Below are 13151 nucleotides of genomic sequence, written 5' to 3' on the forward strand. Positions count from 1 at the left end.
CTTTATTAAGATTTTGTAAATGAATGTTCGTTTCCGTATTTATCCAACTTCATGTTACAATACAAAGACTAGAATCAAGGAGAGAAGAACTATGGGAATCTTGAATCCACGCTTAGTTCATCAGATTTTCAGAGGCATTTGGGTGGCATTAATTATCGTGCTCATCAGTTTGGCATTTTACTATGTCATTCCGCTCATTTACCCTTTTATTTTCGGCTGGGTGCTGGCTCTAATGCTTAACCCTGTTGTGAACTTTTTTCAATTCAAATTAAAATTCCCCCGCTGGCTTGCCGTCACCTTTTCTATGCTGCTGTTTATAAGCGCGATGGTGGCAGCCGTCACTTTGCTGGTCGCCAATATTGTTGTAGAGCTTGGATCATTGGCTGATACCCTGCAGATACAGATTAATCTTTGGATGGAACAGTTCAATGTGTTTATCAATTCAACAGCCTTCCAAGATTGGATCGAACGCATCAACGAGTTTTTCGAAAATAATCCGAAATACCAAGAAACCGTTAACAAAAATTTAACTTCCACCGCTGGCTCAATTGCCGACGTCAGTAAGTACATTATTGGGTACGTTTTTGATACGTTAAGAAGATTTCTAACCTCGCTTCCGAATATCGCAACCATTACGATTATTGTCATGCTGGCTACCTTCTTCATCAGTAAAGATTGGTATCAACTGATCAAGCGCTACAAAGGCATCTTCTCGGATGTGATTGTCAAGACTACGCAATTAATTCGGACTGATTTGCAAAAAGCTTTATTTGGCTACATACGCGCACAGCTGATTCTCGTCTCCCTTACCGCTTTGGTTGTCATTATCGGTTTGTTAGTCCTTCGTGTTGATTATGCGATCACCATCGGCTTGCTTACAGGCTTGGCAGACTTAATGCCTTATTTGGGAACAGGTGCTGTCATGGTGCCATGGATCTTATATGTATTTTTTGCACAAGGAAACATTTATCTGGGGATCGGCCTCAGCGTGCTGTATGGAGCCATCGTTATTGCCAGGCAAATTATGGAGCCCAAAGTGCTTGCCTCCTCTGTCGGACTAGATCCACTTGCCACTCTGATCGCAATGTTTGTTGGACTGAAGCTTTTCGGACTGCTTGGACTCATCATCGGCCCCGTGACACTCATCCTGATTTCAGCCTTCTATCGGGCTCGAATCTTTCATGATATCGCGGCTTACATACATAAAGGCTCGACTCCTCCTAAATAGGCGGACATCGAGCCTTTTTATTATGGCGATTATCGGCGGTTAATAAAACGCATTCGACCTCTGCCGATTTGCTTCTGAATGATGGCGAGCAGCATGACTTTAAAAATAGGTCGGGTATATGGGAAAACGAGCAGGAAGCCGAAGATATCCGTAATAAAACCTGGTGTAATCAACAAAATGCCACCTAGGAAAATACAGATGCCATCCAGCAAATGCTGTGCAGGCAGTTGGCCTTGCGACCATTCATACTTGGCATATTCCAGCACTTTGCGCCATTCTCTTTTGGCAAAATAGACACCTAGGAAGCCGCTTAACAGAATAAGCGCAAAAGTCGTCCAACCGCCAATATAATGCCCCAGCGTGATGAGCAGTGTGATTTCTATGGCAGGTACAAGTATAAAAATAGCAATCATAATCCGTAACATGCGATCATCCCCTTTAAGAATACTGAGAAAGCAGCTGCCATAATTCTGGCGCTTCCTTCTCTATACGTACTGGCTTCCAAGAAGGATTCACCCAAACGTGTTTGGTTGTTCCAGTTACAAGCAATTCCCCCATCGGTTCTGTTACAAAAGCGGAAAAACTTGCTGATGATATCACATGTTCCTCATCTTGCAGCTCCTCTGTCACTTTACGCACTTCGTATGCAAATTGAAGCCTGACACTGCTGATTTCAATCACCCGCGTATAAACACTGACCAAATCATCATAGCGTGCCGGCTTCTTGAATTTAACCTCTGCTTCAACTACGGGCAGCAAAAGTCCTTTGTCCTCGATTTTGCGATAAGGATATCCTAGCCCCCGAATGAGCTCTGTTCGTCCAATTTCAAACCATGTCAAGTAGTTCGCGTGGTACACAACGCCCATTTGATCGGTCTCTGCATAACGCACACGAACTTGGGTGTGATGCCACTTCTCCTGAGTCATGTATACTGCAAACCTCCAGTGATAACGTGTTATATCCTTATTATAGCACAGCATGCCCCATTCTCAGACTTCTCCGCGATAGGGCAAACATTTGAATAATTTTACCAAAATCGAACAACATATAGACAAAAACACCGTACAGAACGGAGTTATCCACCTATGCGATACTCGAATTGGTTCTTTAGAAAAAAGTACCGCACGGTTCCACAAGCAATGCCGCAGCGCCAAACGCATAACGATTTCTTAGATCCTTCCTTAGCTCAAAACTTAACGGCTCTGCAGCATATATTCACACAAACGCCTGATCTTATCATAAGGGAATTTACGATTAAACATACCCAGGAGCCAGCAGCGCTCGTCTATCTGATGGGACTGGTCGATAAGAACTCGATCAACAACAATGTGCTTCGACCCCTGCAATTCGATGCAGATGTAACCGACGCAGATGGCAGCTTCCGGTTATCCATCGGCCAGATTCTGAGATTGAACAGTTGGAAGCACATCGAGAATGCTATTCTGCAAGGCCGCAGTGTGCTTTTGGTGAATGGACGTTCCGAGTCTTTTGCCCTGGATACACAAGGCTGGCCGCAGCGGGCAATTGAAGATCCGTCCATCGAGGCTTCACTCAAAGGCGCGCACCAAGGCTTCGTGGAAACGGGTACGCAAAACATCGCCTTAATCAGGCGCTATATTTCCAACAGAGAATTGAAAATAAAGGAATTAAGCATTGGGAGCAGGACAAATACCGTTGTATCGATTCTTTATCTGGCGGATGTTGCACATCCTGAGGTAATTCAGGAGTTGGAAGACCGGTTAGGCAGGTTGGAAGTCGATACGGTGATCAATACCGGCGAACTAGCCGAACATATTGAGGATAATCCGTATTCCCCTTTCCCGCAATTCATTTTGACCGAACGGCCCGATGCAGCCGCTTCGCAGATTTTGCAAGGAAGATTCGTTGTTGTTCTGGATCGTTCGCCAAGCGTGTTAGTTGGACCTGCTACCTTCACTTCGTTTTTCCAAAGCATCGACGACTACAGTACGCGCTGGTCAATTGCTACATTTATACGACTCTTGAGAATGTTTGCTTTTCTCATTGCTACGTTTCTGCCGGCCTTTTATATTGCCGTCATCTCCTACCATTTCGAGATTATTCCGATTAAGCTGCTGCTTACCATTGGAGAGTTCCGAGGGCGGGTGCCATTTCCTCCATTCGTGGAGGCAGTCATTATGGAAATTACCCTTGAAATGATGCGGGAAGCAGGCGTACGCCTGCCTGCTCCAGTGGGACAAACCGTTGGAATTGTAGGCGGCATTGTCATCGGACAAGCTATTGTGCAAGCGGGACTCATCAACAACATCATGGTCATTGTCGTGGCTTTCACGGCAATCGCCTCTTTCATCCTGCCCAATTACGATATGGTGGCAGCAATTCGGCTGATCCGCTTCGCCATGATGATTGCGGCGGCGATGTTCGGTTTTGTTGGCATCATCATCGGCATGATGACGATGATTGGGCATTTGATTTCGCTGGAATCGCTGGGGACGCCTTACAGCACGCCGCTTGCCCCAATGCGTTTTGCGGATTGGAAGGATGCATTCATTCGGATGCCCATTTGGAAAATGCGCAAGCGGCCTGTGTCCGCGAGGCCGATTCAAATGCAAAGACAAGGCGATAATCGTCCTGAGGGTGACGCGGAATGAGTGAATTTTCACGGAATAATATCACCAGCCTCCAATACATTTTCATCAATTCAGGATTGCAGGTGAGTGTCTTCTTTCTGTCGCTTCCGCGAATATTAGCGGAGAATGCAGGCACGGACGGATGGATGTCTCTGATCATCGGTTGGTTGATTACGATAGCGACAAGCTTGATTGTCATTAAGATTATGACCAAGTACCCAGAGGGCACTTTGCTAGATCTGTTAACGAGATATGGAGGCAAGTGGGTAGCGCGAGCGGCAGCTGTATTGCTTCTGCTCTATCTCTTTTATTTCGGGTACAGCTGTCTCATCCAAACAGCACTGATTACGAAAGAATGGCTTTTGCCGCAAACGTCAGCTTATATGATAATCCTGCTTCTGCTGATTCCTACCTATGTTGTCTCTACTTCGGGAATTCGAATCATAGGGAGATACGCCGAGCTTGTAACCCTTTTCTCCTTGTGGATTCCACTAATTTATTTGATCCCGCTGAAGGAATCGCACTGGCTTCATTTACTTCCCTTGGCGGGGGAAGGCTGGAAGCCTATTAGCGCCGGTGTTCCATACTCGCTCTATTGTTTTCTGGGCTTCGTAACCACATTTATTTTGTACCCTTTTTTACAAAATAAGCGGCAAGCCTCGATGGCTATGACGGTGTCCAATACGCTTACGCTGCTCGCTCACCTATTCGTAACTATCGTCTGCTATGTATATTTCAGTCCCGAAGAAATTCAATTCTACAACGAGCCGGCCATCAATGTTTTGAAAATTATAGAATTCAAATTCATAGAAAGGATTGAAGTCATCTTTATCGCTTTCTACCTGTTGATATTCTCTCTTGGATGGATTCCCACCCTGTATCTGTGCGCTTATTGCACCAATTGGCTGAGAGGAACGAAATCTGAACGCAACCACGTACGTGTCCTTTGTCTTTTACTTGCCGTAGGATCGTTCTTCTTCATCCCCTCTTTACACCAAAATGATAGGATGGAACGCATCTTCCTTCGGGCAGGCATCCTCATCGAATACATCATTCCGATATGTCTTCTGATGTGGATTTTACTGCAGAATCGGCTGCTCCAGAGGAAAAAAGTATGAAACGTTGGCTCATTCTGCTAATTGTCGTCTCTATAGCCGTTCTCTTTTCGGGCTGCAGTGATCGCCTTGATCTCGAAGATGCCTCATTTCCGCTATTGGCTGGGTATGATCTCGATGATCACAACAAGCTGCTTACTTATGTATCCGTTCCCGAATTCAGCAAAGATGCGAAGAAGAAAACACATGAGCTGGGTATTAGCGCGCAGACGATCCGAGAATCAAGACAACAAACCGATGCCTACTGGCCTACCCTCTTTCAAGCCAGAAAGCTGCTTGTACTGCTTGTCAGCAAACGGCTGCTGAAGCATCCTGACTGGCAACGAATCCTAGACGTTTTCTCCCGAGATGCGAAGAACCCCATCACTTGCCGAATGATCATGTATGACGGGCCGCTCTCGGATGTCGTTTTTTTGAATCAGAAAGATCAGCCCTTCCTCCCCTTGCTCCTGAGGGGAATGGTCGATACGAAAAGCGGAAGATCAGAAACGGTAAAAACAACCTTTCAAGATATGCATCGGCTGCGTTTGGAGAATGGAATGACTCCCTATATAGCTGAAATTCGCCTAGATCGTGAAATTAAATTAAGCGGAACAGCCTTACTGGATCATCAGGGTCGTTATGTCGATTCGCTCAATTCCCAAGAGACAATTCTCCTGCAAATCTTGCAAAATAAAGCCAAAAATGCAGTCAGCCTTACGCTCGCCATTCCAGGACAACGCAAAAGAGGCCCGCTCAATACAGATAAATTAAGCTTTAGCACGAATAAAACAAAAACTAAAATCCAAACTTCCTTTCAGCAGGATACTTTTCAGTTCGATTTGGCGGTACACCTGTCTATCGCATTGACGGAACGGCTATTTCCATACGATATGGACAATAAAACCACCGAACTGGAGAAGGCGATAGCAGAACAGTTAAAAAAGCAATTCGAGCAGCTTATCCATAAAATCCAATCCAAACGTGTTGATCCGATAGGTTTAGGAATTCATGCGCAAGCGTTCACTTATAAGCGATATAAAAAAGTCGAGGAACACTGGGGGCAAACATTGTCACAAGCTAACATTAATGTCTCTGTCAAAGTGAATATGGAAGAAATGGGAACCATCAAGTGAGTTCGAGAAAGTGAAACGGAGGAACCCCTTTAATGAAACGGCTGCTTACCATCCTGATTTTCGCTTGTTTATCTGCTCTTTTACCTGGTTGTGCCGATCGGCTGGATATGGAGGACGCTTCGATCCCGCTGACACTTGGTCTGGATCTTGGAGCAGACAATGAACCGATCATGTACTCGACATTTCCTGTTTTCAACAAAAGCGCCAAGAAGAAAACACAGGAAACGTACGCGCGCGCACAAACAATGCGCCAGTCCAGAGCTGAGCAGGATGCTCATTCGGCAGGCGTTTTCTCCGGCAGGAACTATCAAGTATTCCTCGTCAGCAAACGGATGGTTGAGCAAGAGGATTGGTTTCAGATGCTGGATGTCATTTTCCGTGACTCCAAGAATACCGTATCAGACCGCGTCATTATGTTCGACGGACCGCTTGATGAGATCATCTATCTGAATCCCAAAGATCAGCCGCTGCTGCCTATTCTGCTGCGCGGCATGGTAGATACCAAAAGCAGCAAATCAGAAACAGTCAATACGAATCTGCAGGAACTGCATCGGCAAATTTATGAGTTGGGCTTGACACCCGCCATCTCCGAAGTTGGTTTGGACTCCAAGAAGAAAATTAGGCTTAATGGGACAGCTCTCCTCAATCATAAAGGGAAATATGTCGCTTCCCTGAATGCGGAAGAAACGGTGCTCCTGCGCATTTTGCAAAACAAAGTTAAAAAATCTGCCAGTATTACACTTTCCATTCCCGGAAAAGCCAAGCACAGTCCGTTCGAAACCGATAAAGTGACCTTCTCCACCGACCAAACGAGAACAAAAACAAAAACAGTAACCTCCGCCAACGCAGGCCAATTCCGCTTCGATATTGATATCATCATGAAAATAAGTCTTTACGAAATGCTTTTTCCCCATGATGTCGAAAACAATTCTACGGAGCTCGAACAGAAGATTAGCGAACAACTGAAGAAGCAATTCGATAGCCTCATCAAGAAAATTCAGCAGCAAGCCATTGATCCAATCGGGCTTGGCCTGCATGCAAGAGCATTTGAATATGACGAATATAAGGCAGTTAAGAAGGATTGGGGCAAAGCCCTAGCTAACGCTGACATTCGGGTTACGATTAAAACGACGATCGACGCGATGGGACCTATCAAATAAGGCAGCTGCCAAAAGAACATGAAAGGGAAGCAACGTGAAAAAATATGCATTTAACGAGATAACGCTTATGCAATTTATTTGTATCCAATCCGGCGTTCAATTGAGCGTTGGCCTGCTGGCCCTTCCGATGAATCTGGCACAGAGCGCGGGAACGGACGGCTGGATAGGGATTCTGCTCGTATGGATACTTAATTTGACAGCGAGTTTAATCATCGTTCAAGTGATGAAAAAATATCCGGACGGCACCCTATTAGATTTGTTAGCGCATTATTGTGGCCGCTGGGTGGGGACAGTGGCCGCTGTACTGATAGGTCTTTATTTCTTTTTCTATGGGTACGTCGGCATCACGAGAACAATTCTTTATGCCAAACAGTGGCTCCTGCCGCAAACCAGCTCACCTCTCATTATGCTTTTGCTGCTGATTCCCACCTATACCATCGCTCGCAATGGGCTTCGCATTATCGGACGTTACGCGGAGCTTGTTTTTTTCCTTTCCTTATGGATTCCTTTTGCTTATTTACTGCCGCTTAAGGACGCTCAATGGCTTTATTTACTGCCTGTTCTCAAAGAAGGCTGGCTGCCTGTTTTCAGCGCTGCTGAAGCAGCTTTGCTCTCCTTTTCCGGAATCGGCGTTACTTTAATCTTGTATCCGTTTCTTCTGCATAAACGACAGGCGGCAATGGGTGTAATCATCTCCAATACAGTGTCGATGCTTGCTTTTCTGCTGATCACCCTTATCTGTTTCGTCTATTTCAGCCCCAATGAAATCAAGGGATACAATGAGCCCGTCGTCAATGTGCTCAAAAACATTGAGTTCAAATTTATCGAAAGAATCGAAGTCGTATTTATTTCTTTTTATTTATTCATGTTCTCGTTGTCCTGGATCCCAACCTTCTATGCCTGCACATTCTGTATTAGCTGGCTGCTGGGCAAACAGGATCATCGCAATCCCTTGCGAGTACTTTGGCTGCTGCTGGCCATCGGCACCTTTCTATTCATGCCGACCTTCAATCAGAACACCTTCATGGGCAGATGGCTCACCAAGTGCGCATTTGGCATTGAATATACGTTCCCTTTTTGCTTGCTGCTCTTTCTCTGGTTGCGGGTTCGCAAAAAAAAGGCTGAACTTTCCTAAGTTCTGGTCATTCCCCTTTCCAAAAGGAACTATGATCCGCTAATCGACTCAGAATCAGCTATTTGCAGCTGAAAGGGAAATACGATCCCTTATTTCTCCTATCTAGGAGAAAATTCCCTTAATTTAAAGAAATTAGCGTAACGTAGTTCCGTTTGAGTAGAGAAAAGGCTTTTTAGATGACAAATAAGGGAACGCAGTTCCCTTAACGTCAAAAAAAAGAGTGAAGCGCAGATTACTCTCGCTTCACTCTTTGCTATGTCCTACAGTACGCTCGCTTGACCGGAGTAGATAACGCCAACTTCCGGATAGATCGAAACTTCTGTACCGTCTTTGATAATTTCCACAGCGTTCTCAACGCCTACAATAACAGGGATGCCAAGGCTTAGCGCGACTACTGCCGCATGGGAAGTGATGCCGCCAACTTCCGTAATTAGAGCGGAAGCTCTTTGTACCGCAGGCATATATTCCTTATCTGTTGAGACTGTTACAAGAACCGCACCGTCGACCATTTTCTCATTGGCTTCTTCTGGTGTACGGGCCGTAACTACGATACCCGTAGCTGTTTGCATCCCAATTCCCGTTCCTTTGGCAATCATCTCGCCAACATGATGAACCTTGATCAAGTTCGTAGTTCCAGAGCGGCCTACCGGTACGCCAGCTGTAATAACGACGATGTCACCAAGTGATACAAGTCCTGTTTTGATGCTGCTGTCTACCGCAAGGTTGAACAGCTCGTCCGTTGTTTTCGCTGGAATTCCCTTCACCGGAATAACACCCCATACAAGGGATAACCGGCGAATCACTTGATCGCTAGGCGTAACAGCGATGATTGGTGATTTGGGACGGTATTTGGACACCATGCGAGCTGTATATCCACTTTCCGTTGCTGTCAGAATCGCTTTGGCACCAAGCTCCAGAGCTGAGTTCGCAACCGCTTGAGAGATCGCTTCAGTGACGGTAACTTGCTGTGCTTGCGCTTGGCGAAGGAAAATCTCTTTGTATTCCAAAGCGGCTTCCGCACGCTCAGCAATACGAGCCATCGTTTGAACGGATTCAACCGGGTATTTCCCCGCGGCTGTCTCACCGGACAACATAACAGCATCTGTGCCATCGAATACGGCATTCGCAACGTCACTCGCTTCTGCGCGAGTTGGACGCGGGTTGCGCTGCATGGAATCCAGCATCATCGTTGCCGTGATAACCGGTTTACCAACGATATTACATTTTTTGATCATTTGTTTTTGAACAACCGGAACATCTTCCGCTGGAATTTCAACACCCAGATCTCCACGGGCAACCATCAGACCATCGGAAACTTCAAGAATTTCGTCTAAGTTATCAACGCCTTCTTGGTTTTCGATTTTACTAATGATTTGAATGTGGGAAGCGTTGTGTTTCTCGAGCAATTCACGAATTTCCATAACATCGCTTGCTTTGCGAACGAAAGAAGCGGCAATGAAATCAACGCCTTGTTCAATACCGAATACGATATCGTTGGCATCTTTTTCGGTAATGCCCGGAAGGCTGATTTTCACGCCTGGTACGTTTACGCCTTTTTTGCTCTTAATCGTTCCGCCATTCACGATGCGGCATTCGATTTCTGTTCCACGAATAGCAACGACCGTAAGACCAATCAAACCATCGTCGATCAGGATGGTTGATCCAACAGCTACATCACGCGGCAGATCGGAATACGTCACGGAGATACGGTCTGCATCGCCTAGAATTTCTTCCGTTGTCAGAATGATGTGCTTGTCCTGAACAAGCTCAATCGGTTCTTCTTTTAATTTGCCTGTGCGAATTTCCGGTCCTTTGGTATCAAGCAAAATAGCAGCTATTTTGCCTGTCTCAGCGGATGCTGCGCGAAGGTTGCGGATACGTGCGCCGTGCTCCTCAAAATCTCCGTGGGAGAAGTTAAGACGGGCAACGTTCATTCCCGCTTCTAGAAGTTTTTTCAAGTTCTCTTGTGATTCGCTTGCAGGTCCAATGGTACAGACAATTTTCGTTTTACGCATGGTTTCCCTCCTGGTTGAATGTGAACCGCCCAATATCTCTAAATTTCTGGTAACGGTCCTCTAACAGCTCCTGTTCGTTCATACTTAGCAAATGCTGAAGCTGTTCCCAGATCGCTGTTTTGATAAATTCGGCTTGTGCTGCTGGATCTCGATGTGCGCCACCTTTGGGCTCGGGAATAATGCCATCGATTACGCCCAGCTCCAAAATATGATCCGCAGTAATTTTCATCGCTTCTGCCGCGAGCAGCGCTTTGGAAGCATCTTTATATAAGATGGAGGCCGCGCCTTCGGGACTAATAACCGAATAGATCGCATTCTCCAGCATTAACACCTTATTGCCTACACCTAACGCCAGGGCGCCGCCACTGCCGCCTTCGCCAATAACAACGCAGATGATCGGCACACGAAAAGAGGCCATTTCCAGCAAATTTCTGGCAATCGCTTCTCCTTGACCGCGCTCTTCTGCAGCATTCCCAGGGAATGCCCCTTTGGTATCAATAAATGTTACGATCGGACGCTTGAACTTATTCGCTTGACGCATCATTCTCAGCGCTTTGCGGAAGCCTTCCGGATGCGGACATCCGAAGTTGCGGGCGATATTGTCCTTCGTATCTTTCCCTTTTTGATGACCGACAACCGTCACCGGTATGCCGTTCAACTTGGCAAGGCCGCCAACGATTGCCAGGTCATCTCCATATAGGCGATCCCCGTGAAACTCAATGAAGTCTGTGAAAATGGTACTAATATAATCAATTGTTGTAGGCCTTTGCGGATGACGGGCAAGCTGCATTTTCTCAGCTGACGACATCGTTGCATACAACTCATCTTCTAATTGCGCATATCTTTCTTCCAAGCGACGAATTTCCTCGGAGAAGTCAATTTGCTTCTCGGCGCCAAACGTACGGAGCTCGGCAATCTTTTTCTTCAACTCAAACAGTGGCTGTTCAAAGGGCATATCACTCGCCATAAGTCGCCTCCTCCTTCATGCCGTGCATGTCCAGCAGCTTGATTAACGTAGGTCTCATATCCTTGCGGCTGACGACCTTGTCGAGCTGACCATGCTCGAGATTGAATTCAGATGTCTGGAAATTATCAGGCAGCTTTTGTTTGATCGTTTGCTCAATAACCCGGCGGCCTGTGAAGCCGAACGGCGCTGCTGGCTCCGCAATAATAATATCGCCCAGCATGGCAAAGCTAGCTGATACGCCACCGAAAGTCGGATCCGTAATAACAGAAATAAACAATCCGCCTGCTTCGCTCAGCTTGGATAAGGCTGCGCTTGTCTTGGCCATTTGCATCAAGCTCAGAATGCTTTCTTGCATCCGTGCTCCACCAGATGTGGAATAAATAATAATCGGATATTTCTTCTCAATCGCCATTTCAATCGCTCTTGTAATTCTTTCACCAACAACGGAGCCTAGCGATCCACCCATGAAGTCAAAGCTCATCGCAGCAATGATCACAGGATAGCCGCCAATCGTACCTTCGCCAGTCATAATGGCATCTTGCAGCTTCGTTGTGCTTTTGGCTTTATCCAGCTTCTCTACGTAATCCGGGAATTGCAAAGGGTCCTCGGAAATCATATCCGTATCATACTCCACAATATGTCCTTCATCGAGTGTTAGCTGAATCCGTTCCAATGCGCTTAATCGGTAATGATAACCGCAGGATGTACAGACTTTCAGATTCTTCTCAAGCTCTTTGCTCGTTTGAATCGTACCGCATTTGGGGCATTTATTCATTAAACCCTCGGGAATTTCCCTTTTTGTTTTTTCAGAAGGAATCGTTGCATATTTCCGCTTTTGAAATAAATCCTTTAGCACATTTCCACCTCTACTTGGCTTTTATCGTGTACCGCTGACAAGCCACGTTACTTACTTCTACTTTTCATTATCTATGTAAAATAGAATTGAGCACTTCTTGTACTTCTTCCAATTCCCCTTCGGGAACGACGATTTCGAACTGATTTTTGGATAATGAAATCCCGCGTACTTGTACGAGAAATCCTTCTTCCGTTAGCCTCTGTTTAATCCGCTCTGCGATTTTTGCGGTAGGAGCTATATATATCACCGTCCACATGAAAAAAAACCTCCTATGAAGTGCAACTACATGGATTAGGGCAATTTGCAGCGATGATAGTAAACATCCTTAGACAAGCACAGGCGCACACAATGGAATAATGATATCATAATTACTCTTTTTCCCGCAACAGAGCACTTTCATGAAAAAAGCGAAGTCTGAACTATTGGTGCTAGTCCAGACGCAATTTACTACTATAATCAGGCGCATGCTCATTCTGATGGGCGATTCTGGCCGATGCCGCGGCGGCTAAACCGCAGACCAAGTCATCCAGAAAAACATGGACAGCACTTCGATCATCATTGAGCGCACGAATAATTCCCATCTTTTCTTTATCTAAATAGCCGAAGCTCGTTAATCCAATCATCCCGTATACATGAACAATCCCCAAGGCCAGAGTTTCATCCACGCCGAACAGCGGCTCATCCGCCTCCAGTATGGATTGCAGGGGCTCAGGCAGCAGCTTCTTCTCTGCTAATTCATCCAGCGCAATGCCTGTATACAGTGTGTACTGCACTTCCCGCTTGGCAAGAACTGCCAGCACACTTTCCGTGCAATCCTCTTCGGAAAGCTGATCGTTATACGGCTTCTGCAGCTTGTAGACGATTTCGGAGATTTGCTCGACGGTAACACCACGCTTTTGCAGCAATTGGATCATATGTTGATCGGTCATAAGTCCTCCTCCTACACATGT

Annotated in this window: 13 protein-coding genes; 6 read left to right on the forward strand and 7 right to left on the reverse strand. The window is 46.0% G+C overall.

The genetic code is table 11. The features are described from left to right. Nucleotides 1-91 precede the first annotated feature (91 nt). A complete protein-coding gene (gene ytvI / locus BC351_RS39190; protein WP_079421107.1) occupies nucleotides 92-1228 on the forward strand; it encodes a sporulation integral membrane protein YtvI in 1137 nt (378 codons plus the stop codon). A gap of 29 nt (nucleotides 1229-1257) precedes the next feature. Here ytvI and BC351_RS39195 read toward each other — a convergent pair whose 3' ends face one another. Together BC351_RS39195 and BC351_RS39200 are read right to left on the reverse strand one after the other, a co-directional pair. Next, nucleotides 1258-1653, reverse strand: coding sequence for an FxsA family protein (locus tag BC351_RS39195; RefSeq protein ID WP_079421108.1), 396 nt, complete (start codon nucleotides 1651-1653; stop codon nucleotides 1258-1260). Nucleotides 1654-1666: 13 nt separating this feature from the next. Beyond that, on the reverse strand, nucleotides 1667-2155 hold the full coding sequence (locus tag BC351_RS39200) for an acyl-CoA thioesterase (RefSeq protein WP_079421109.1): 489 nt from the start codon (nucleotides 2153-2155) through the stop codon (nucleotides 1667-1669). A gap of 159 nt (nucleotides 2156-2314) precedes the next feature. On the opposite strand from BC351_RS39200, the gene BC351_RS39205 reads away from it, so the two are divergent. From BC351_RS39205 to BC351_RS39225, 5 genes are read left to right on the forward strand one after another with little or no spacing between them, the layout of a single operon-like run. Further along, entirely contained in the window at nucleotides 2315-3859 is a 1545-nt protein-coding gene (locus BC351_RS39205; protein ID WP_144028680.1) for a spore germination protein, read from the forward strand. After that, a complete protein-coding gene (locus BC351_RS39210) occupies nucleotides 3856-4956 on the forward strand; it encodes a GerAB/ArcD/ProY family transporter (RefSeq protein ID WP_079421110.1) in 1101 nt (366 codons plus the stop codon). Before BC351_RS39205 ends, BC351_RS39210 begins: the two co-directional genes overlap by 4 nt. Next, nucleotides 4953-6068 (forward strand): Ger(x)C family spore germination protein, encoded by a 1116-nt coding sequence (locus BC351_RS39215; RefSeq protein ID WP_158082385.1) that lies wholly within the window; start codon nucleotides 4953-4955, stop codon nucleotides 6066-6068. The genes BC351_RS39210 and BC351_RS39215 overlap by 4 nt, the downstream gene beginning before the upstream one ends. 32 nt (nucleotides 6069-6100) lie before the next feature. Beyond that, nucleotides 6101-7228, forward strand: a complete 1128-nt coding sequence (locus BC351_RS39220) for a Ger(x)C family spore germination protein (protein ID WP_079421112.1) — start codon at nucleotides 6101-6103, stop codon at nucleotides 7226-7228. A 34-nt stretch (nucleotides 7229-7262) separates the two neighbouring features. Continuing rightward, nucleotides 7263-8363 carry a GerAB/ArcD/ProY family transporter gene (locus BC351_RS39225; RefSeq protein ID WP_079421113.1) on the forward strand — a complete coding sequence of 367 codons (1101 nt, stop codon included), beginning with the start codon at nucleotides 7263-7265 and terminating at the stop codon, nucleotides 8361-8363. Between the two features lie 260 nt (nucleotides 8364-8623). Here BC351_RS39225 and pyk read toward each other — a convergent pair whose 3' ends face one another. From pyk to BC351_RS39250, 5 genes are all read right to left on the reverse strand, one after another. After that, nucleotides 8624-10378, reverse strand: a complete 1755-nt coding sequence (gene pyk, locus BC351_RS39230) for a pyruvate kinase (protein ID WP_079421114.1) — start codon at nucleotides 10376-10378, stop codon at nucleotides 8624-8626. Further along, nucleotides 10371-11345: an acetyl-CoA carboxylase carboxyltransferase subunit alpha gene (locus BC351_RS39235; protein ID WP_079421115.1), complete on the reverse strand. Its 975-nt coding sequence runs from the start codon at nucleotides 11343-11345 to the stop codon at nucleotides 10371-10373. The genes pyk and BC351_RS39235 overlap by 8 nt, the downstream gene beginning before the upstream one ends. Then, on the reverse strand, nucleotides 11335-12201 hold the full coding sequence (accD, locus tag BC351_RS39240) for an acetyl-CoA carboxylase, carboxyltransferase subunit beta (protein ID WP_079421116.1): 867 nt from the start codon (nucleotides 12199-12201) through the stop codon (nucleotides 11335-11337). Before accD ends, BC351_RS39235 begins: the two co-directional genes overlap by 11 nt. A gap of 67 nt (nucleotides 12202-12268) precedes the next feature. Continuing rightward, on the reverse strand, nucleotides 12269-12457 hold the full coding sequence (locus BC351_RS39245) for a hypothetical protein (RefSeq protein WP_028554922.1): 189 nt from the start codon (nucleotides 12455-12457) through the stop codon (nucleotides 12269-12271). A gap of 172 nt (nucleotides 12458-12629) precedes the next feature. Next, nucleotides 12630-13130 carry a phosphatidylglycerophosphatase A family protein gene (locus tag BC351_RS39250; RefSeq protein ID WP_079421117.1) on the reverse strand — a complete coding sequence of 167 codons (501 nt, stop codon included), beginning with the start codon at nucleotides 13128-13130 and terminating at the stop codon, nucleotides 12630-12632. Nucleotides 13131-13151: the final 21 nt, after the last annotated feature.

Source organism: Paenibacillus ferrarius (assembly GCF_002027705.1).
GTDB classification, from domain to species: domain Bacteria; phylum Bacillota; class Bacilli; order Paenibacillales; family NBRC-103111; genus Paenibacillus_E; species Paenibacillus_E ferrarius.